Genomic DNA, 20,107 nt, shown 5'->3' on the forward strand with positions numbered 1-20,107 from the left:
CGTACTTTGTTTTTAATGATCAATCTTTTTTATAAGACTACATCATGTGTATATCTATCTAGAGAAGATTGCATATAAAATAACTTTAAAATATTTACTATGAAACTAGTTATGCAGTGCTCAAATTGCAAAAACAGTCATTTTTAGTCGTAATTATTAAAGAGGATATTTGGAATAAATGGATAATTATAACAATAACAAATATATTATATGGGGGAAAATCATGAAAAAATTTTTGTTTTATTTGTTCAGTTTTATGATTATTCTGTTTTCCGTATCAAATGGGAGAATCTATGCACAGGATGATCCAGTATTGAATCCTACCGACGTAGTAAAAAAACTTGTCGAATTTGAAAATAATCAGGACTGGACTAACCTTTCTAATTTATGGTCGGCTGATATGAGAGATACAATAAGTGAATTCTTAAATAATCCTGAGAATAAGAAACAACACATAGGTCTATTCAATATTGAAAAAGCATCTTTAGTAGCACAAAAAGAGATACCCGAGGAATATAAAATGTTATTTCCTAATATGGATGAATCTTCTCTTTTATACTACATTGCAGTAGACTATAAGGTTTTTGAAGAAGATGTTTTTCATATGAATGGTGTTAATTATTTTTTAGTAGAATTAGTTAACGAAAATAATGATTGGAAGATTAAACAAGTACAAAATGCTCCAATTGACATACTAAAAAGTTATGAACTAGGATTTAACTCAGAAGATGAAAAGGCAATGTTAGATGTAATTAATAAGCGTTATAAAGGGGAATATTTTAATAGAAATAATACAGTTCTTGAAATTAATAGATTATCTGAAGATGAATTAACTAAGATCCGTGGTAAGGAACCTTTAACAAAAGAACAAATATCTGAAAAAGTTGGATTAGATGAAACGAGTTCTACTTCCCAATCATTAGTTTCAATTGCTACAACCGCAGATCATGTTGCACCATCAAGTATCAAGGTATATATGACACAGTATACCAACACAAATGCATATGGTTGCAGTGCCAGTTGTGTTAAATCTGTAAACTTTAGTAGCTATGTAAAGAACGTACTTCCAAATGAATGGAGAATAGAATGGCCATCCAATTCGTTAAAGACTGGTGCATTGGCTGCTAAAATGTACGGATGGTATGGAGTATACTATCCATTAGCTAGTCCAGTAGGTGCTCATGTATATGATGATACTAGAAGTCAAGTATATCTCTATAATACTGAAAGAGCAGCAACAACAACAGCTGTAATTGAAGTAGATGGTATAGGATTGCACAGAAAAGACAATAAAGCTCTTTTCCTAACAGAATATGTTGCTGGAACATCTGGGTCCCCTGGTACGCAATCTTCTGGTAGATTTTCCCAATGGGGAAGCAAATATTGGGCTGACAAGGGTTGGTTACCGTATGAAATATTAGGCTACTACTATAACGGCTCCAGTAAAGTTGGAGGTTCAGGAAAAGAATTTGAATTTTTCAATTACTAAGAAGCAGAGGGTTTTCTTCCTCTGCTTTTTTATTCGCACCTACTAATATTAAATAAAATACCAGATACCCTATATCCCTCCTTATTAAAGGCATCAACTGAAAGATGGTACAAAATACTCTCATCTTTTTTAAATTTATGTTTAATTGTAAACACATCATTCTTTCCGTTAGTTTTACCTATTAAAAATTTTTTAGAAGCTGTCCCCGTTCCTGTAGGAGTAAGATAAAACAACATTTCTTTAGTATTTTTAGCAATTACTTCAACAGTAAGTTCTTTTTCGCCTTTTGGAATACATACCCATCTATCCTTAATTTCATAAGGAAAAGTTTTATATTCAATGATTTTTGGTTCCAATATATTTGCTTCAGCATTTGTTATTTGACTTATACCTAATAAATGACTACCAATTAAAAGAAAAACCATAACTAATATTACTTTATAAATTGTGTTCATGTGCAACCCCCTTATTACTAATTATTTTTTTATTTTTTTATTAAATTTATTCATTGTTCTCAAATGTGGTCTGTTTAAGTACGGTTTTATTTGTTGTAACAAAAAAGAATAAAGCATAAAAGCCGATATTCCTTTTGTTAGTAGGACCATTACATTTAAGACCTGCAGCTGAATATATCAGCTGCAGGTCTTAAATCCTTAAGGACTTGGGTATTGATCTTAGCTTGTTATAACTGGAATGTCGGTATGAACAATTTGCATAGTATTTTGTATTTCTAAGTAACAATATCCCTTAATAAAAGGACGAGGGGAATGTAACTTTTCCATGTCAATAAAATAATATGGCACTTTTAAATCCAATATAAAGTCACTGTCTCCAATTTCTGCTATTGCTGCAAATTCATTTTCGGCCACAATTGAATAAATCATGTTCTGTGGGGTAACTTGATTTTTAAACACATAAACAATCATAATTTCCTCCTATCACCAAAAAAAGCACCTAGTTGAAGGTATAATTAAATACCCCAACTAGGTGCTTCCTTAATTGGTTTTTTGTAATATATTGTTATATTATCAATATACTTTGAGTTTTAATTAAGGTCAATAGTAAAAGATCTAATCTACTTTAGTCTAGAAAAAAGAAGTATATAGTGTCATTGAATTGTATATATAATTATGGTATAATTATGTATATAAGGTTCTTACTTATAAGTTACTAAAGGGGCTGTCAAAATGACAAAATCAGTATCAAAAGCAATCAAAGAAGCAAAAGCGTCATTAGCAGTTGAGGGGCTTTACATGAAGCCTGAAATTGAAAAGTTAATTGAAATGAAAATGACAAACAAAATTTCAGAAGAAGAATTCAAATATCGAGTAACAGGAAAATAAACATATGTCTGCAGATAAATATGTTTATCCTGGGACGAATGTATTAATCAATCTGTTTGATGAAAGGGATCCTAAAAAGCTAGAAGCATTTGAAGTAGCATTTACGGGTCTCCGTCTTGCTGAATTATCGGTAAAGCCAATTATTGGCTCTTTTGATTTGTCTCACCTTAAACAAATTCATAAGTACATTTTTCAAGATATTTATCCATTTGCTGGCCAGATACGCGATGTTAATATTGCAAAAGATTCTTTTCAATTCGCAAATGTTCAGTATATCCAAAGTTCATCTATGCAAATATTTATGGATCTGAAGAAAGATAAACACTTAAAAGGGCTTTCTAAAGAAGAATTTTCAATTAAAGCAGCTAAATATTTTACTGATATTAATATTCTTCATCCGTTTAGAGAAGGGAATGGAAGAACGCAGCGAGAATTTATTCGGTCATTAGCCGGCCGAAATGGATACGAATTAGACTGGAGTAAAGTAAGCGAAAAACAGTTATTTGATGCTTCAGTTAAAGCTGTTGTAAATGAAAGCCCTTTAGCACAACTAATTAGTAAGTGCATATTGAATGAAAAGCCTGAACAATCTTTAGTGCAATCATTTGTTAGAACTGTAAATCGTGACCGTTTTCTTGAAAGATAAATGTACACTATCTGGTTTATTTGTTATTATATAGATATAAAATAATACACTTTGAAGAGGAACACCCTCATGCGAATCCCATTAACTATGGTTATTGGGATCGTATGAGGGTGTTCTTTTTTTATGGAGGGAAAACGATGGATAAAAAAGAGATAGATTACTTACTTGGGAATGAATATTTGTATACACGAACAAAAAGTATTATTAAGGAAAGGAATAAAGAAGAAATCTTATTTTTACATGCTGCTCTAATTATAAAGAAATATCGAATGGATAGTGATTCAAAAATCTTTAAAAGTATGAAACCTATATATTCTGAATTAATTGAACTCCCCATATCGAAAATGCCGGAGTATACAAAATTATTGAAAGTGGGAACAATTGGAATAGATATGAAGAAGGAAGAATTTTATCGATTGCTGCAAGAAGCAAAGAACGATATTGAGGCGTTGTTTACATACAAAGCATTAGAATAGGAGAGTTTTTTAGAAGGAGCTGTGATAGAATGATAGGGTAATAGAATAGAATAACTCAAGGGTGGTCAGCATTCCCGTTTCTTGTTCCTCTTTTATAGAGAATCTAAGAATTAAAGGGGGTGCTGCGTGTGAGCGTATTTCAAGCGTTAGTAATTATGATAAGCTTTTCAAGCTTGATTGTTGCTGTTATCGCGTTATCACAAAAAAAGTAAACCGCCCTTGAGCCTGCAAGCAATTGGCGGTTTACCGTTCTGAGTTGCTGATCGCCTTTGAGGCGACGCTATTTTATTACGGCCGTTTGGTGTTACTAGCACCAGACGGTCTTTTTAATTATATTCGTTTATATGAATATTATACTTTGACTAGACGTTATTTTCAACTTTAGTATAATCTAGTTCTCTACAACTTCCTTATATTCCTCAATTTTTAAGGAGTCCATTTTTTTCTCTTTCTTATCCTTTACTTTGACATTACCGTACTCAGGAGCAATAATTCTGTAAATATTTTCTTGATCGTCATAAGTTACAGAAAATACATAGGAGTTACCAACTTCTAAGAACTGGTCATTTTCCGTCCACTTCACTAATGCTTTTTGTTGATTATCATATCCAATTCTTTGGGCTATAAGAACTTCTTCAGTTTCGATTTCACCTTTTAGATTTGAATCAACCTTTATTAAAAAAGGAGTATAAACACCAATTTCATCCTCTACTAAATCTTTTTGTTCTAGTACGGTCCCTACAAAGACATTTTCAGCTGTGTCAACAACTTGGTTTTTATCGGTAATATCAATCGACCACTCTGCATTTGCAACTACAACTCTATCTGGTTTAAATAAATATACATAGTAGAATCCAGCAATAACAAACGAACAAATTGTGGTAAAAGTAAAGAGTTTAAGTTTTTTCATTTTCATCCTCCTACCATCTATCATTATAGTCTTCTTTATCGTGGGCTTGGATATTCTGAACTTCTGATGAAGAACCATACATAATAATCCCACTATAACTAGAACTATCATGATCATCTAGTCCTAGTGCATGCCCTAATTCATGTGTCGCGGTTTTATTATTCCAAGTTGACTTTCTATCTTGCATAACACGGTCATTAAATTTAATTGAGTCAGCACCAATTGCATTATAGGACCATGTTCCACTGAAAGTTTCAGTAGAGTATACATCCGAATAAGTTAAATCTTGGATGGCTGTTGCTGAATCTGGAAGAATATCTACAGAACTGAGTGAATTCCATTGAGAGTTTGCATGGGTCCTATTAGTACTATATTTTGTTGAACCCCCATATCTTATTTCTCCGTTATCAACAGATGAATAAGTCAATGTATGTCCCGCACCAGTGGCTGCTAGAACACCAGAATAAACCCAAAAACTAGTACCAATAAATATTGCTAGACCACATAGTAAAACATTTCCTAAAACTTTCAATAAAAACACACCCTCTCCCTTTTTCTTAATACTTACAGGTTTATTCTACCATTTTATTTTTGGAAAATTCAACTAAATATTGCAAATATTTGTAAAAATTTGTTACAATTATGGTATAAATATAAAAATATGTAAACGGGAGGATGAAAGCAATGACTCAATCTATTAGTAAAAAGTTTAAGATGTTACTTGCAGGTATAGTTACTACACTTTTAATCCCATCATCAGTTTTTGCAGAAGAAGGACCAGAACGTGGACCAGGAGAGTGGGATTCTATTGGATACGCACAATCAATACGTATTCCTACTAATGGTTTTGCAACAACGCAAACTGTTAGTTCTGGAGGAGGTAACATAAAAATTAGAATATCAAACGCTTCTCCTGATAATGTTTATAGAGTTTGGTTATACGAAAAGGATGATGATGGATACGATCCAGTAGTACCTTATGCTAAGTATGGTTATGGAGATTATGAGATTACATGGGACGTTTCTGGTTTTACTGATGGTTCTGATGGAAAGGCCGAAATATTTGCTCATATTGGATATGGTTCCGTTGAGGATGATGTAACAATTCAATTTTTTGACTGATAATTAAAAAAGGACACTTTTTGTGTCCTTTTTTTGTGGTATCAATATTACTAGTTATTTGAAACTAATTCTTTAAGCTTTTTTGCATCGATTTCACTTAGTTTCCCGTAGCCTTCTTCAGAACTTTTTATTTCTGCCTTACCTGAAAACCAAACTCGTAATTCGTGTTTAATTTCAACTTCTTTTTCTTTTTTATAGTAAAGAGTAATTATTATGTCTTCTTTTCTCGACATTTCAACTTTTGTATTTTTTTCCCATTTAATATTATCTAATATTTTAAGGATGTTTGTGATTTTTTCCTTGTTGTCAATTTCAAATGAATTTTCAATAGTTCCATCTGAGTTTAAATGTTGAATTGATATCTTTTCGACATTTGAGCTATTATTACAGCCAAATAGTGCTAGGAAAGTAAGAATAATAAAACTATAAAGTAGAATTCTTTTCATTTAATCATTCTCCTTTTTAAAATAATATGATAATACATTGAAACAAAAGTTATTCAGTTTTGTTTATTTTTAGATATTCTATAAAAGTTGTGCATTTCCTCTTCATTAGAACTAGCTCAATTTTGAAAGAAACTAAAAAACTTATCTTAGATCCATTTTACAAAAGACGGTATCCGAAGGAAGCCCCTTTTAGTTAAGTTCCTATATTTTACGTTTACCTTTATTGGATCAATACAAATATATTTATCATTCTCTGAAACAACCTGGTGACTTTGGTAAAGTTTTTTACGCTCCTTAGTAGGCATAAACTCCATTAATCCAGCTGGTTTGTTATCTGGAAAACTTAGCAGTAGCCCAAATTCGCCTTTTCTAATTCCTGTAATCAGCACATCTTCATATTGATAATTGATCACTTTAAGCCAAGAATGACTACGTTTACCTACCTCATATCGTGAGTCTTTTCTTTTCATTACTATACCTTCTAATCCCAGCTGCTTGACTAGATCAAAGTATGCAGTGCTGTTACCTTCGATATATTTTACTTTACTAATTAAGCTTGTATCCTGGGGGATAATTTCATTAAGCAGTTGCTTTCTCTCCGTTAATGGGAGTCGACTTACTGCCTTTCCTTTATATTGAATTACGTCGAAAACCACGTAACTTAAAGTGTTCTCTTCTAAAATGTTCCGTTTTGACATGAATCTACTCATCATTGCTTCAAAGTCTGGTTTTCCTTCTGGATCTGTAACTATAATTTCACCGTCTAATACAGTTCCAGAAGGTATATCAACTTTCAGTAACTCCGGAAACTTAGTAGTTACATCGTTATTGTGACGTGTATATAATTTTACTTTTTCATCAAACTTTGAAAGCTCTAATCTAATCCCATCTAGTTTTAATTCGGTTATATAAGAATCATCATCAAAGGGTGTATCTTCTTTTTGTAATAGCATTGGTGAAAAAAACATGTATAACACCTCTATTTAAGTATACGATGCCACCCTTATGAATTCATTGGTGACTAATTGTCATTTGTGGAATATTTCTCTATAGCAATTTGATTAGGTTAACAATTCGTTAAATTAATGCTTTGGTTTATTTTGCATAATTACCGCGTTTTTTTCTTCTTGTACCATTATAATCATTTGTATATGGAAATATTTAGACGGAGGGAGACTTATGGAACATTATATTGATTATGCAGAATATCCAACAGCTGAAGTTTGGAATACGTTATATGATATGAAAAAGGAAGCTTTTGTTAGATTTAAATTGTTTGAAGAAGCAGGTAATAGAACTTATTTGATTAATACTAGAGAGGGAATTATTGCTTCGAATTTAAGTTTTTGGATTAATGAACATAATAATAAAGCATTTGATCTGATTAATAATTATGTCTTGTTAAGATATTATTACGATAAGGGAATTCCCGATACAGAATGGGTAATTTGAGGATGAAGGTAAATATAAGTTTTTCCCTCGTATGGAGGATAAACATGATGCGTATAAATATTGGTTTGATTTTTACTTGGAGGGCTATTATAAAAGATTTGCTACTTTAATAGATACTATTTGTCATTTAATCAATATTAAATATAATTTTGGAATTAAACCGGATCCGGGATTTAGGCAAAGGGTTATGAAGGAGTTGCAAGCTAAAGATAATATACTGTTTAAAGCATTAAAAAAATGTTGGCAAGATGAAGCTTATAAAAAAGCTGAACGATTTAGAAATGATTTAACACATAATTATCGTCCAAATTTTATAGATTCAGGTATAAGTGAGAGTCATGAGGGAGATGAAATCATCATTTCTGTAGGTCTTGGTGAATATACTACTACCACTGAATTCATTACTAACATAGAAGAAACTGTTGATTTAATGGCTGAAATTATTGATAACATTAGATCCAAAATAGTATGAAAAATTCTAAGTTGTTTCTAGGCACTGCCATAAGAAACCATAAAAGTCCCTGCAGCGCGCTGCAAACCCTTTAACGGTCTCTAACGGTCGCTTCAGCACTAAAACGATCGATAACCACGGGTTGTACGGCTATCGCCTACAATCCGTTGGTTCCTGTTCGTTTTGCCATCCGGCCGCACTGAACGAGTGCAAAAAAAGAGAGATCAACTACATAAGAACTGAAAAAAAGGAAAGCAGACAAACGTCTGCTTTTTATTTTGGTCATTTTTCCTTTGGCGCTACGCACTTTACCACCTAAACGGCTGCATCGGCCTTGAATTGGGCGAGCCTCGAACTCTTCCCAATTCCTTCCCGTGCATCCGTAGCACAGCTACAGCAAGGGGCGAAAAACTTTTTCTAATCACGCCTAAAGGCAGAAAAAATTTTTGCGCTGTTAACCCTTGCTTCGCTCTGCTTTCGGCGGTAAAAGCTACGCATCCAAAGGGAAAAATTATCCCCTCTGGGAAATCAGTTGCGCTTGCACCAAACCAAAAATAAAGGGGCGAAACCAAAATGATTAAATCCCGAAAAGCTAAAAACTCTAAAAGAGGTCTTTATTTACAAGATAATGAACTGAAGCAAACAGCATTTCAACCAGGAACCAATTTTAAATATGTCATAGATACTAAAAACAAAAAGATGGTTATTATTCCATCAGAATCAAGCGTAAATACCGTTTCAAAGCGTGCAACAAAGTCGGGTGTTAAACCAGTTATTGATATTCGCAACAAAGAAGCTATAAGCATATTTAGAGAAGCTGATTATTTACAAGTTGAGATCCAAGAAGATCAAATTATTGTTTCTGGATATGAAGAAAAGTCCTCTTCAGCTCTTGCTAAAGTGTCAAAGAAAATTGCTAGTGTATTTTCAAAAAAATCAAACGTCCTGGATATTACTTCTCTTTTAGATGTCCGGAAAAAATTTGAATTTAGGTTAGAATCCGATGAATTAGCTAAAGCTGTTGGCCATGCCCAGCAATTTGTACAGCTGTCGATATTTGATGTAATTGGGGATACTCATTCATATTCTTCTCAATCGATTCAAACGATTGAAAAGGGATTAAAAAACATAAAAATCCCCCTTCAGGTAATTAGTTTGTTCAGTGGGGCAGGTATTATGGATAAGGGCTTTGTCGAAGAAGGGTTTGACATTTCATTTGCTCTTGAATTGGACGAAGATGCAGTTGCTACATATCGAGCAAATCACGGCAACCATGTGGAACAAAGAGACATAACTAAGTTTGATAAAGAGCGTCTTAATCAGATTGGTTCACCAATCATGATTGGGGGATCACCTTGCCAGGGATTTTCTCCTGCTAATAGACATTCTAATTTCTTAGATAATCCTAATAATTTACTGGTGAAAGAATTTATTGAATCGATAAAAGCTAATTCTAATTGTCAGGTCTTTGTCTTAGAAAATGTTCCCAAACTTTTATCGGCTGGTGATGGAAAGTTCAAACAAGAAATTTACGATGAATTAAGTGATTTTGAAATTACTTCAGGAGTTTTAACTGCGACAGACTTTGGTGAAGCCCAGGAACGAAAACGAGCTTTTATTATAGGTTCGAAAATCGGAAAAATAGATTTACCTAAACCTACTCATTCTCCTGATCATTATGTAACAGTTAGAAAAACATTAGAAGGGCTTCATGAAGATGTTCCTAATCAAATGGATTTTACAAAGCCAAAACCATCAACTATAGAACGTATGCAAACGGTTCTGGAAGGTGGAAATTGGCGTGATTTTCCTGATGAATTTAAAACAACTAGTATGTTCACTGGTAAGACTCATAGCTCTGTTTACAGGCGTTTAGCATGGGACCATCCATCAATAACGATAGCGAATCCGCGTAAAAGCAATCTTACACATCCAACCGAAAATAGAATATTATCCGTTCGAGAGTGCGCTAGATTGTTTGGCCTGAAGGATGATTTTATATTCAAAGGAAGTTTGTCCTCAATGCAACAGCAAGTTTGTAATGCGGTTCCTGTAAAATTAGCAAGAGCTGTTGCGCGAGTAGTTAAACATGCTATCATGCGATATAACATTAGGATGCATTCAGATAAATTAGAGTTAGTTTAGGCTCTCGTTACTATAAAATGATAATAAAGTTTAATTAAAAAAGCCAAATAAGCAAAACCCCGTTCTAAATTTAGGTGTTCTCAGACAACTCAGTCGTGATCTAAAGTCTTTTGAAACATTGATAATTCCTGGAAAAAAATTAATATTATACAACTCAAATATGACCCATTATTTGTTCCCTTGTACTTTTACAGACAACTAAGTGTGACTTAATAGCTACGAAAACTACAAGGTTGCCATTAAATTAATAAATCATAAGTTTGAAATTTGGAAACTTTGGAAGAGATATAACGGATGGTGATTCTTCAATAATGAAGGTCGCTAATCAATAGAATCCCAACGTTAAATTTAAAACGGTGGGTTTTATAACGAAAATCAAAGTTTACAGGATACTTTTATTCAAATTATATTTCAACGCTACGGGAGGATATTTATTTGCGGACTGATATAGATAATTGGGAATCAATCACCATAACAGAAATTAATAAGCTCTTTTCTATTATTCCGATTAAATGGGGTATTGCAGGGGGATGGGCTTTAGATTTACATTTAGGCAAACAGTCAAGGGCACATGATGATATTGATGTAATAATACTTCGAGAGGAACAATTGACTGCCTATAATCATTTGTCAGATGATTGGATGTTATACAAAGCAGAGAATGGGAAACTTGTTCCTTGGCAAGAAGGTGAGTTTTTAAAAACCACAAATGATATCTGGGTTACAAAAAGCAGTAGTTCTCCCTGGGCTTTTCAAATTATGTTAGTAGAGACAGAGCAACAATCCTGGATTTACAGGAGAGAAAAATCTATTCGAAGAAGATTAGAGGATATATTTTTAAGAACAGATGATGAGATACCTTACCTGAGACCCGAGATTCAACTCCTTTATAAAGGTGGTAGCTCAAAGGTTAGAGAAAAAGATTTTAAAGATTTACAAATTATGCTTCCATATTTACTGCCTGAACAAAGGGATTGGTTAAAAATGACTTTGAAAAGACAATTTCCGACTGGTCATTCGTGGCTTGACTATATCTAAGAGTGAAAAATGATTTAAAACATAAGTTATCATTAATTCCAAAAACTTAGGGATCTTGCTCAACAATCGGGCGCTTGTGCGGCTGAGCAAGGTCGTATCATATAACGGGTGGGATTCCCGTCGAGTAAGAACTAGCCATTCGCTCGTAACGAGTCTTGGAGGACTAAAGGTAACTTTAGTTTTTAAGCGTAGACAGTGAGGTGGCGGGCCGAAAGCCTAATGGTTGAAGGGATTGAGCTCCATAATGATTGTAGTTCGAGAGGGCTGATGCTTTAAGCGCTGCAGAAAGCTACATTTTATCTTTCGTTAATGGCAAGAATGATAAAACCTCTCTGGAGTCATAGACCTTGGCACGTCATACATTGATATGATACGGCAACTCAGGAGACCCTACCGGTCTTTTCTTTTTTTTTAGAAGAGTATGGTGTACAAGCGATAAAAAGCAAGGAAACCAAATGCCGTTGTAGGGAGTCGGATAGCAGCGTAGTACCAATGAAGTTGGGTAATGCCGATGGAGGAAAGGCTGCTACCTAATTATCACCCTTACTAGAGACACATTTACTACACACAGAGGTAGGTATTTTAAATGGAAACAAAACTACTAAGGATAGCAGAATTAGCAAAGTCTGATCCTAAAATAAAGTTTACATCTCTTGCACATCTATTAAACAAGCAAGCACTAGCTCAATGTCATCATGAACTACCCAATAGGAAAGCAACAGGGATTAACGGTACAACTAAGGAGCAGTACGGTGAAAATTTAGAAGAAAATATAGAGGTGTTAGTAAGTAGACTTAAAAGCAAAAGTTATCGTCCTGTTCCAGTCAGGAGAATGTATATTCCAAAGCTCAATTCAAACAAGAAAAGACCATTAGGAATACCGGAACACGAAGACAAGATTGTTCAAAAAGGCATTACCAAGATACTAAACACCATCTACGAAAATGATTTTCTAGACTGTTCCTTTGGGTTTCGTCCAAACCGTTGTTGCCATGATGCTTTGAAAATACTGAACTTCTATATTGAAAAGAGATCAGTAAATTATGTAGTAGATGTTGATATTAAAGGATTCTTTGACAACGTTGACCACAAATGGATGATGGAGTTCTTAAAACTGCGAATTGCAGACCCTAACTTACTAAGAATAATTGGCAGGTTTCTTAAAGGTGGATATATGGAGGAAGGAAAGAAATACAAAACAGACAATGGCACACCGCAAGGTGGTGTCATATCTCCGATATTAGCCAATGTGTATCTCCATTATATTCTCGACCTATGGTTTGAGAAAAAGGTCAAGAAACAATGCAACGGACAGGCATATATAGTAAGGTATGCAGATGATTTTGTGTGCTGTTTTCAATATCAGAGCGATGCTCAGGAGTTCTTCCAATCATTAAAACTTAGATTAAAGAAATTTAATTTGGAAATTGCTGAGGATAAAACCAAAATTATTCCCTTTGGACGGTTTGCGGAGAAATATGCAAAACAAAAGGGGAATAGTAAACCAGCAACCTTTGATTTCTTAGGTTTTACACACTATTGTGGGGAAAGTAAACAAGGGAAATTTCGTGTGAAACGGAAATCGAGTAGAAAGAAAGTCCAAAATAAATTAAAAGAATCTAAAGAATGGCTGAAGAAGAATAGAAATAAGAATATCCATATAATCATGGATAGATTTCGACGCTCGCTTATTGGTTATTACAACTATTATTGCATCACTGATAATAGCCTAAATGTCAGCAACTTCAAGTGCAAAATTGAGGAATTACTGTTTAAATGGCTCAATAGAAGAAGTCAAAGGAAATCCTTTACATGGGACAAATTCAGACTATTTCTTGATAAATATCCACTACCTTCACCAAAAATTAAAGTGAATATATACAATTTAAGAAAAAAGATTAGCTACATTCTGTGAATGATGACTAGGAGGAGCCGTGTGCATTAATAGTGCAAGCACGGTTCTGTGAGGGTCTGGAGCACAATTTACCGTAAGGTAAAAAGGCTCCATTCTACTCGACTTCTGTAATTGATCTGCACCCCAAATGTTAGAGTCGTGTCTAACATTTGGGGTGCAGATTAAAGTGAAAAATTGCAAGCTATCCAAAACAATTTCGGGGTTCAGTTCAACTTTGTTCAAAATGAAATTAATTTTTAGCAGTAAAATCAATTAAAGTATAGCTTTTTTGATCAATTTTTTATTAAACTAACAAAAATAATTGACAACACCTATTGTAGTACTGTACAGTACTAATTATGACAAGGATAAAATTAATGAATCAAAAACGTGTGATTGAAGTAGCTGCATCATTATTTTTAGAAAAAGGGTTTGCTTATACAAGCATGGATGAATTAGTTCGTGTAAGCAAAGTTTCAAAGTCTAATGTGTATTATCACTTCTCTAATAAGGAAGAATTGTTGGAAGGGGTCGTTGATTATTGGATTGAAATGTATCAATCTGCAATTGATGGCTTACTATCTCAAAACCAATTATTAGTTGAAGATCGTATCCAACTGTTTTTAAAGCAATTATCACAAGGAGTTCAGACGAGAGAATATAAGGGGAGCTGTCCGTTCATTACGCTTTATATTCAAAGTCCTACAAATGCCACAAAAGTAAAAGAAAAAATAGGTCTTTTTTTTAAAGGATTACAAACGAAAGTTTCTCTATTACTTAAACAAGGGGTAGAGAATGGTGAATTTAGAAAGACAATTAATATTGACGAGGTTGCATCTCTTTTTATTACAAATCTTGAAGGAGCGCTATTTATTTCAGAAACACTGGAGGATGCAACTGTAATTATGAAAACAGCAGATCATTTTTTTAACTTGCTTCGATAAAAGAAGCATTTTTTTTACATCAAATTAGTACTGAATAGTACTACAAGGAGGATTTTTATGAGAACAGTATTTTTAACTGGTGGAACAGGTTTTATTGGAAAGCAATTAGTGAAGGAATTAGCCAAAGAGCATGTTACAATTCTTCTATTAGTGAGATCGAAAAGTAAAGCAACACGCATTTATCAAGAAAGAGGCATCTTAAAAGAGGCAGTTATGCACTTTATTGAAGGTGATTTGACAAAAATAGACTTAGGTCTAAGTGCTGAAGATAAGGAGTTGGTATTGAAAACGGATGTAATTATTCACGCAGGAGGCCCCATGGATATTCAAGCGACAAGCAAAGAGGCAGCTTCCGTATTTTTGAATGGTGCCCAACATATTAGTGAACTCGCTAAAAATATTCATCAATTGAAGGGATTGCAACAATTTATTCATGTTGTAGGCTATATGAGTCCCTTTGATGATAAAAATAGCAAGGTTGCGATAGATGTGTTTAAAGAAGGAAACAATTTTTTGAAAATAAAAAATCCATATGAGAGAACAAAGTTTTTAGCAGATCTTTATATCCGTCAGCAGGCATCAACAGTAGGTTATCCGCTTTCAGTAATTAATCCACCAACTGTAGTTGGTAGTAGTAAAACAGGGAGTACGGAGCAAACAGGAGGCTTAGGCTTGCTTGTGATGAGTATGCGAAAAGGGCTCTTGCCAGTGATCCCTGGAGGTAAGAAATATAGATTACCACTTATTGCAAACGATGAACTAGCAAAGTTTATTGTGCAGGTTTTCAGATTGGAGCAACCAACTATACAAACATATACACTTGTTGAAGATAAACAACATGATCAAAATATTTCAGAATTATTAGATGCTATGTCAGAAAGTATGAATATGACTGCACCTAAAATTTCTGCCCCATTGCCATTTATGAAAGCACTTATGAATAGTGGCGTAAGCAAAATAACCCAAATTCCTGCTGATGGGCTGAACTTTATTACAAATCGAACATTTTCAAATGGTTCAGCGAAAAAGATTATGGGAGAAGATTGGTTTAAGGAGACAAATGTAATGAAATTTTTCCCAGCCGTAATAGCTGATCTGGATTATCGCATGATGTATCAAAATGGCCAGCACAGTCATTTATTTGAACGAACATTATGTAATAATATTACCATTTACCAATCACAAGGAGAGGGTAAACCGTTTATTTTATTACATGGTTTATTAAGTGATGGAGAGGATTTATTTCCTTTAGGGAAAGAGCTTCATGAAAAAACGGGTCGACCTGTATGGATCATGGACCTTCCAGGTTTGGGACGTTCTCCTTTTAAACGAGAGAAAAATCTATTAAATATCTATTTGAATGTATTGAAAAATTTATTGGAGAAAGCTACTAATGGTGCCCATCTAATTGGCCATTCATTTGGCGCATATATTCTTTTGGTAGCATTAGTACAAAAGTACATAGATAAGAAGTATACAATTACTTTACTTCAGCCACCTGTTGCTAAAAAAAATGCTAAATCGATAAATGTTCCTCAATTTATGAACAAATGGACATTGAAATTGGCAACTACTAATTTGATAGAGCGTTATTTATTAAGTAATGGTTTATTTGAAAGTACGGAGAGTATCCCTAAACATTATATTGAAAAAATAAGTAACAGTTTTACTTCTCCTAGAATTTTAAATACTACGGTTCAGCTTAACAATTTACTATTGAAAAACGTTCAAGGTGATTTCAATGAAGTAACAAAGTATAATCTTCGCATTATTTGGGGGGATTATGACAGAGGCTATTCTGCTCCTTCGCATCTTGGTAAGGTTGATTTTGTTCCATATGGTCATCATTTTCCTCTTAACCATCCGAGTGAAACGGCTAATTTGGTAATAAAAAATAGTAGTACTAGCAGATGAGAGTGTGGGATAAATAAAAAGCGTGTATAAGATTGTTGTGTCTTTGAAATAAAGTCGTACTGTTTGAAAAAAAAGATTGTCTACATGAACGCTGGATATATTTACTTAAGAATCTAACAGCTAATCAAATACAGCGTACATATCAGTATCCTGAGGTAGTAAATGAGAATTGAACAAAAGTATTGCTCCTTACGCATGGCAAGTAATCACCTTGTGAAGAAATATACTTAAACTCCCATGAAAGAAAGTAATAATCTTTCATTTTCTGTGGTGTAGTGTTGATTGTACGCGACATGGATGGCTAACGGGATACTTTAGTTTTAAAAAATCTTATATTTAGTTAAAAAGATTAAATCCATTTTAATCCATCTTTTTTTCAAAATGAAGGAAAAATTTAGAAAGCTGTATTTGCAGCTTTTTTATATTTTTCAATATTCCATAATCGGGCGCATTTCTTGAGCAAGAAATGTGCCCTTATTAATGAATTGGGCCAGATTGTCGAATTACACTTTAAAATAAAATCGATATTAATGTTAAAATATAGAAGAGATTGTAAAGACTCGTACTTAACTAACCGTATCCTAATCAGGTAAAGGGTGAGTATTGGCAAGGTTTATGGCTATTTAGCTGGGGCAATCTATGATTTCTGCAAGTTTATTTTCAAAAGTATATGTTACCTTTTTGTAGGGATGTTAATTGTTGGATTCCCACTTTATCTAATTGCTTTAGCGTTTAATATGTTTAATAAAAAGGTGCCGTTCCTGAGCAGAAAGGACGCTTATTAATTAAGTCGTTGGCCATGATGGTAAAAAATAGTGAATTTTAGATAAAAGGAGCTGTTCGTAATAAAAACTAAAGTTATTTATCCATTTATTTATTTCTTTATGGAACCCAATGTAGTTTTCGTTTATAAAATAGAAACACAAAATTATGTAACCGTTTCAGACTTGAATGAAAATGGGGAATGGCAAACATATGAATTAGAACATGAAAATGAATTTGAGATGTTTAATCATGAAGAGAGCAATCCGCTTGAAGGCAAAGGATATGCAATTAAACAAAGCGATGTGAACACAATGGTAGAAGTCGTTAATAGATGCATTCAAAAATACCGACATCCTTTTTCATCCAGCTCGGTTGAGGCAGGTGATCAAGTTGAGGCTGTACATATCGTTTCCTCAGAATCTGCAGCAGGTTCTTTAAGAGTAGGACTTGAGAGACCCAAGGTTGTGATTGGTTTTCCAGATTCCTTTTCAATTGGACCATTGTGGAAATTAGTTGAAAAAGCAGGACAAACGTTTCGAAATCAATGGTTATATGAACATATCAATTATGAACAGGATGATTTTGAGTATGAAAATAAATTTGCCAATACATTGCGGGAGATAGAAGATATTCCCCGGCAGGTTCCAATATACATCTGGTATGGAAATAATGCCGATGAACAAACTGGTCTGCGGTTTCTTCTCTTTTTTCTGCGCGACAAAACAAATGATGTTTTTCTCATGAATTCCACCGAACTCTATGAAAGATACATAATGCCTGAAGTTAGAGGTCAAAAGATTTCACATACAGGCCATATCGAACCAAAAGATTTAAGACTCCTATTTGAAAAGGGCAGAAAGGCCCCACCTATATCTGAACAGGAACGGATGCAGCTTCAAGAAGAGTGGAATTCCTTGGCACAAACAAAAGAAGTCCTGCGTCTATGGATGAAGGGTGAAATAAAGGGCGTTAAAGAAAATCACTTTGATCCACTGATCATAAATACCATTAAAATGCTCCATCGTAAGCAGGAAAAAAGGGACTTTATCAAGGCTGGAATGGTGATTGGAGAAATCCTATCGGGGACAAACGAATTGATTAATGCTTTCTTCTTAGAGTATAGGATTCGGAATTTAATATATAGTGGGTTACTTGAACTAAAAGGAATACCAAAATCAATGAGACACTATAGTGTTAAACTACGGTGAGGAGTAATGATCAATTCATATCTTCCATAATCGGGCGCAATTCTTGAAGAGGAATTGTGCCTTTTTCAGTAATCGGGCCATTTAATGGAGGAAGAATATCAAGAAAAATTGAATACTTATGGTAATGATAGTATGGTGTTTGTGAAAAAAATGTACTTAAACTCGGTGCAGTTTAGTTGAATAACAACGTTTGACCAATATTTGTTCTAATTAGAATCCGAAGGTACACTAGGTTTTTTTTGTTTCTAAACTTATTGAAACTTTTTTCAAAAAAGTACCGTCAATAGGGTGAATTTGGAAGGGGGATTTCATTTCGTTATGGATATTGAGATAGATTCCATTCAATTTAAGAAGATAATGAAGGAAAATGGTGAATATTTAATTCGTTTAGCTTTTTATTATGTTAAGAACTGGTCTACAGCAGAAGATATAGTACAGGAAGTATTTGTCACTTATTGTCAAAAATCTGACCAATTTGAAAATAGATCTTCGATAAGAACATACTTAGCTAAGATAACCGTAAACAAGTGCCATGATTATTTGCGAAGTTGGAAGAATAAGATTTATCTCTACTCTAATTTGCTTTTGGGACAGTCAATATCTAATAAGGAATCACCAGAGCAATTAGTAATTAATAAAGACAAGAATGATATGTTGATTAAGGAAATTTTAGAAATGTCCATAAAGTACAGAGAAGTTATTCTGCTTTATTACTATCAAGAATTTACAATCCTTGAAATTAGTAAAATACTTAACTGTTCCGAGAATACAGTGAAAACACGTTTATCGAGGGCAAAGTCTATTCTTAAAAGTAAATTAGAAGGAATCGAATGGGAGGTAATCCTACGTGAACAACATTAAAAAGAGATTAGATGATTATGTTGGGGAAACTCCTCGGTTTACGTTTTCCTTAGAAAATAAAATAATAGATGAAGTGTCTACATTAGGGGGTAAAAGGAACAGAAAGAATAACCTCTTTAACAAGCTAAGATTAAGTTTTCTTTTTGTAGTTTGTACGACTGTTGCTGTTACATTTATCCTTTCTATTGTCATAAATCCCGAATCATATAATGAAGTAAATACCATAACCGATCCCAATACTACTCCAGATATTCCATTTGTTGATGACTTTGAAAAAAATATGACTGTTGTTGAATACTTGCATGATGGAATGGAACGGGGGAACCGTGATTATTCAGCGTATCCCATTGTTATTGACCCATTAGCCTATGAGGGCAAGCCTGTTTCCAGGGGGGATGTAATTATATATGACGATAAATTTTTTGATGGATCGGTGGGAACCGTTGTGTCTAGAGTAATAGGTTTACCAGGAGAAAATATAGAAATAAAAGATGGTCAAGTTTACATTAACGATCAAATCTTAGATACGTTTTACGGAAAAGCACATGTCAGGGGTTATGAAACATTCGAAGACTATGCTAAGGTATTAGACCAAAATGGTGCTGACTATGAGGCTGATGTAATAAAAGAAAGCTTTTTTAGAGAGATAGAAGTAACTGTTGGGAACGATGAATTTTTAGTCATGACTGATGATTGGCTAAGAGGTAATGTAAAATTAATTAAACAAAGTGATATTAATGGTCAGGTTATGGGTTATCAGAAAAAGAAGTAATCCCCTTATTAGCAATTAAACTAACAGGGACGTTGATCCTATTGTACAAAAGGGGCAAGTAAATTGTAGTTGTTAAAAACTGCACTTAGGCTAGTAACGGAGAACCGTATCATAAGAAGATCATTCTTTATAAGAATTGCATTACTTGTTTCACTAACAGAGTGCTCTAGTGAAACAAGTAATAATTTGATTTTTGATTATTGAGATTATATTTATTTATTCCATATAGGG

The 20,107-nt window shown here is 33.6% G+C and carries 21 protein-coding genes and 1 pseudogene; 16 read left to right on the plus strand and 6 right to left on the minus strand.

Annotated elements, in window-relative coordinates:
* Nucleotides 1–223 precede the first annotated feature (223 nt).
* Nucleotides 224–1,489, plus strand: coding sequence for a SpoIID/LytB domain-containing protein (locus AN957_RS07490; RefSeq protein WP_056683258.1), 1,266 nt, complete (start codon nucleotides 224–226; stop codon nucleotides 1,487–1,489).
* A gap of 29 nt (nucleotides 1,490–1,518) precedes the next feature.
* Here AN957_RS07490 and AN957_RS07495 read toward each other — a convergent pair whose 3' ends face one another.
* The gene (locus AN957_RS07495) at nucleotides 1,519–1,944 is read right to left on the minus strand and encodes a hypothetical protein (RefSeq protein ID WP_053474998.1); all 426 of its coding nucleotides are present in this window, start codon (nucleotides 1,942–1,944) and stop codon (nucleotides 1,519–1,521) included.
* Nucleotides 1,945–2,163: 219 nt separating this feature from the next.
* Nucleotides 2,164–2,415, minus strand: coding sequence for a hypothetical protein (locus AN957_RS07500; RefSeq protein ID WP_053474999.1), 252 nt, complete (start codon nucleotides 2,413–2,415; stop codon nucleotides 2,164–2,166).
* Nucleotides 2,416–2,676: 261 nt separating this feature from the next.
* Here AN957_RS07500 and AN957_RS28020 point away from each other — a divergent pair, with 261 nt between their 5' ends.
* The 4 genes from AN957_RS28020 (at nucleotide 2,677) to AN957_RS29100 (ending at nucleotide 4,166) form a co-directional block, all read left to right on the plus strand.
* Entirely contained in the window at nucleotides 2,677–2,832 is a 156-nt protein-coding gene (locus AN957_RS28020; protein WP_172797625.1) for a hypothetical protein, read from the plus strand.
* A gap of 4 nt (nucleotides 2,833–2,836) precedes the next feature.
* Nucleotides 2,837–3,478, plus strand: coding sequence for a Fic/DOC family protein (locus tag AN957_RS07505; RefSeq protein WP_053475000.1), 642 nt, complete (start codon nucleotides 2,837–2,839; stop codon nucleotides 3,476–3,478).
* Between the two features lie 137 nt (nucleotides 3,479–3,615).
* Nucleotides 3,616–3,954 (plus strand): hypothetical protein, encoded by a 339-nt coding sequence (locus AN957_RS07510; protein WP_056683261.1) that lies wholly within the window; start codon nucleotides 3,616–3,618, stop codon nucleotides 3,952–3,954.
* A 128-nt stretch (nucleotides 3,955–4,082) separates the two neighbouring features.
* On the plus strand, nucleotides 4,083–4,166 hold the full coding sequence (locus tag AN957_RS29100; protein WP_379999523.1) for a putative holin-like toxin: 84 nt from the start codon (nucleotides 4,083–4,085) through the stop codon (nucleotides 4,164–4,166).
* Nucleotides 4,167–4,345: 179 nt separating this feature from the next.
* Here AN957_RS29100 and AN957_RS07515 read toward each other — a convergent pair whose 3' ends face one another.
* Nucleotides 4,346–4,864: a hypothetical protein gene (locus AN957_RS07515; protein ID WP_053475002.1), complete on the minus strand. Its 519-nt coding sequence runs from the start codon at nucleotides 4,862–4,864 to the stop codon at nucleotides 4,346–4,348.
* A 10-nt stretch (nucleotides 4,865–4,874) separates the two neighbouring features.
* Nucleotides 4,875–5,396: a zinc metalloprotease gene (locus AN957_RS07520; RefSeq protein ID WP_142107932.1), complete on the minus strand. Its 522-nt coding sequence runs from the start codon at nucleotides 5,394–5,396 to the stop codon at nucleotides 4,875–4,877.
* 152 nt (nucleotides 5,397–5,548) lie between these two features.
* Here AN957_RS07520 and AN957_RS07525 point away from each other — a divergent pair, with 152 nt between their 5' ends.
* Nucleotides 5,549–5,986 (plus strand): hypothetical protein, encoded by a 438-nt coding sequence (locus tag AN957_RS07525; RefSeq protein ID WP_053475004.1) that lies wholly within the window; start codon nucleotides 5,549–5,551, stop codon nucleotides 5,984–5,986.
* 50 nt (nucleotides 5,987–6,036) lie between these two features.
* On the opposite strand, the gene AN957_RS07530 is transcribed toward AN957_RS07525, so the two are convergent.
* Nucleotides 6,037–6,432 (minus strand): hypothetical protein, encoded by a 396-nt coding sequence (locus AN957_RS07530; RefSeq protein WP_056683264.1) that lies wholly within the window; start codon nucleotides 6,430–6,432, stop codon nucleotides 6,037–6,039.
* Nucleotides 6,433–6,578: 146 nt separating this feature from the next.
* Nucleotides 6,579–7,400, minus strand: a complete 822-nt coding sequence (locus AN957_RS07535; RefSeq protein WP_053475006.1) for an ATP-dependent DNA ligase — start codon at nucleotides 7,398–7,400, stop codon at nucleotides 6,579–6,581.
* A gap of 211 nt (nucleotides 7,401–7,611) precedes the next feature.
* Here AN957_RS07535 and AN957_RS07540 point away from each other — a divergent pair, with 211 nt between their 5' ends.
* The 10 genes and pseudogenes from AN957_RS07540 (at nucleotide 7,612) to lepB (ending at nucleotide 19,876) form a co-directional block, all read left to right on the plus strand.
* A complete protein-coding gene (locus AN957_RS07540; protein ID WP_056683267.1) occupies nucleotides 7,612–7,884 on the plus strand; it encodes a hypothetical protein in 273 nt (90 codons plus the stop codon).
* A gap of 22 nt (nucleotides 7,885–7,906) precedes the next feature.
* A pseudogene (locus AN957_RS07545) lies at nucleotides 7,907–8,356 on the plus strand (Cthe_2314 family HEPN domain-containing protein); the annotation flags it as partial.
* 552 nt (nucleotides 8,357–8,908) lie between these two features.
* Nucleotides 8,909–10,480 (plus strand): DNA cytosine methyltransferase, encoded by a 1,572-nt coding sequence (locus tag AN957_RS07555; RefSeq protein ID WP_056683278.1) that lies wholly within the window; start codon nucleotides 8,909–8,911, stop codon nucleotides 10,478–10,480.
* Nucleotides 10,481–10,915: 435 nt separating this feature from the next.
* On the plus strand, nucleotides 10,916–11,518 hold the full coding sequence (locus AN957_RS07560; RefSeq protein WP_053475010.1) for a nucleotidyltransferase domain-containing protein: 603 nt from the start codon (nucleotides 10,916–10,918) through the stop codon (nucleotides 11,516–11,518).
* Nucleotides 11,519–12,104: 586 nt separating this feature from the next.
* Nucleotides 12,105–13,433 carry a group II intron reverse transcriptase/maturase gene (gene ltrA, locus AN957_RS07565; RefSeq protein ID WP_056683281.1) on the plus strand — a complete coding sequence of 443 codons (1,329 nt, stop codon included), beginning with the start codon at nucleotides 12,105–12,107 and terminating at the stop codon, nucleotides 13,431–13,433.
* A gap of 356 nt (nucleotides 13,434–13,789) precedes the next feature.
* On the plus strand, nucleotides 13,790–14,356 hold the full coding sequence (locus tag AN957_RS07570; protein ID WP_053475011.1) for a TetR/AcrR family transcriptional regulator: 567 nt from the start codon (nucleotides 13,790–13,792) through the stop codon (nucleotides 14,354–14,356).
* A 57-nt stretch (nucleotides 14,357–14,413) separates the two neighbouring features.
* Nucleotides 14,414–16,270 (plus strand): alpha/beta fold hydrolase, encoded by a 1,857-nt coding sequence (locus AN957_RS07575; RefSeq protein ID WP_056683283.1) that lies wholly within the window; start codon nucleotides 14,414–14,416, stop codon nucleotides 16,268–16,270.
* Nucleotides 16,271–17,154: 884 nt separating this feature from the next.
* Entirely contained in the window at nucleotides 17,155–18,243 is a 1,089-nt protein-coding gene (locus AN957_RS07580) for a DUF1835 domain-containing protein (protein ID WP_056683286.1), read from the plus strand.
* A gap of 318 nt (nucleotides 18,244–18,561) precedes the next feature.
* The gene (locus AN957_RS07585) at nucleotides 18,562–19,104 is read left to right on the plus strand and encodes a sigma-70 family RNA polymerase sigma factor (RefSeq protein ID WP_053475014.1); all 543 of its coding nucleotides are present in this window, start codon (nucleotides 18,562–18,564) and stop codon (nucleotides 19,102–19,104) included.
* A complete protein-coding gene (gene lepB / locus AN957_RS07590) occupies nucleotides 19,091–19,876 on the plus strand; it encodes a signal peptidase I (RefSeq protein WP_053475015.1) in 786 nt (261 codons plus the stop codon). The genes AN957_RS07585 and lepB overlap by 14 nt, the downstream gene beginning before the upstream one ends.
* Nucleotides 19,877–20,107 lie beyond the last annotated feature (231 nt).

Source organism: Cytobacillus solani, from assembly GCF_001420595.1.
In the GTDB taxonomy this organism is placed as follows: Bacteria; Bacillota; Bacilli; order Bacillales; family Cytobacillaceae; genus Cytobacillus; species Cytobacillus solani.

What these genes read in the sequence shown, in the direction of transcription:
- AN957_RS07490 (WP_056683258.1), top strand. Translation starts at nt 224, where the DNA reads ATGAAAAAATTTTTGTTTTATTTGTTCAGTTTTATGATTATTCTGTTT.
- AN957_RS07495 (WP_053474998.1), bottom strand. Translation starts at nt 1,944, where the DNA reads ATGAACACAATTTATAAAGTAATATTAGTTATGGTTTTTCTTTTAATT.
- AN957_RS07500 (WP_053474999.1), bottom strand. Translation starts at nt 2,415, where the DNA reads ATGATTGTTTATGTGTTTAAAAATCAAGTTACCCCACAGAACATGATT.
- AN957_RS28020 (WP_172797625.1), top strand. Translation starts at nt 2,677, where the DNA reads ATGACAAAATCAGTATCAAAAGCAATCAAAGAAGCAAAAGCGTCATTA.
- AN957_RS07505 (WP_053475000.1), top strand. Translation starts at nt 2,837, where the DNA reads ATGTCTGCAGATAAATATGTTTATCCTGGGACGAATGTATTAATCAAT.
- AN957_RS07510 (WP_056683261.1), top strand. Translation starts at nt 3,616, where the DNA reads ATGGATAAAAAAGAGATAGATTACTTACTTGGGAATGAATATTTGTAT.
- AN957_RS07515 (WP_053475002.1), bottom strand. Translation starts at nt 4,864, where the DNA reads ATGAAAAAACTTAAACTCTTTACTTTTACCACAATTTGTTCGTTTGTT.
- AN957_RS07525 (WP_053475004.1), top strand. Translation starts at nt 5,549, where the DNA reads ATGACTCAATCTATTAGTAAAAAGTTTAAGATGTTACTTGCAGGTATA.
- AN957_RS07530 (WP_056683264.1), bottom strand. Translation starts at nt 6,432, where the DNA reads ATGAAAAGAATTCTACTTTATAGTTTTATTATTCTTACTTTCCTAGCA.
- AN957_RS07535 (WP_053475006.1), bottom strand. Translation starts at nt 7,400, where the DNA reads ATGTTTTTTTCACCAATGCTATTACAAAAAGAAGATACACCCTTTGAT.
- AN957_RS07540 (WP_056683267.1), top strand. Translation starts at nt 7,612, where the DNA reads ATGGAACATTATATTGATTATGCAGAATATCCAACAGCTGAAGTTTGG.
- AN957_RS07555 (WP_056683278.1), top strand. Translation starts at nt 8,909, where the DNA reads ATGATTAAATCCCGAAAAGCTAAAAACTCTAAAAGAGGTCTTTATTTA.
- ltrA (WP_056683281.1), top strand. Translation starts at nt 12,105, where the DNA reads ATGGAAACAAAACTACTAAGGATAGCAGAATTAGCAAAGTCTGATCCT.
- AN957_RS07570 (WP_053475011.1), top strand. Translation starts at nt 13,790, where the DNA reads ATGAATCAAAAACGTGTGATTGAAGTAGCTGCATCATTATTTTTAGAA.
- AN957_RS07575 (WP_056683283.1), top strand. Translation starts at nt 14,414, where the DNA reads ATGAGAACAGTATTTTTAACTGGTGGAACAGGTTTTATTGGAAAGCAA.
- AN957_RS07580 (WP_056683286.1), top strand. Translation starts at nt 17,155, where the DNA reads ATGGAACCCAATGTAGTTTTCGTTTATAAAATAGAAACACAAAATTAT.
- AN957_RS07585 (WP_053475014.1), top strand. Translation starts at nt 18,562, where the DNA reads ATGGATATTGAGATAGATTCCATTCAATTTAAGAAGATAATGAAGGAA.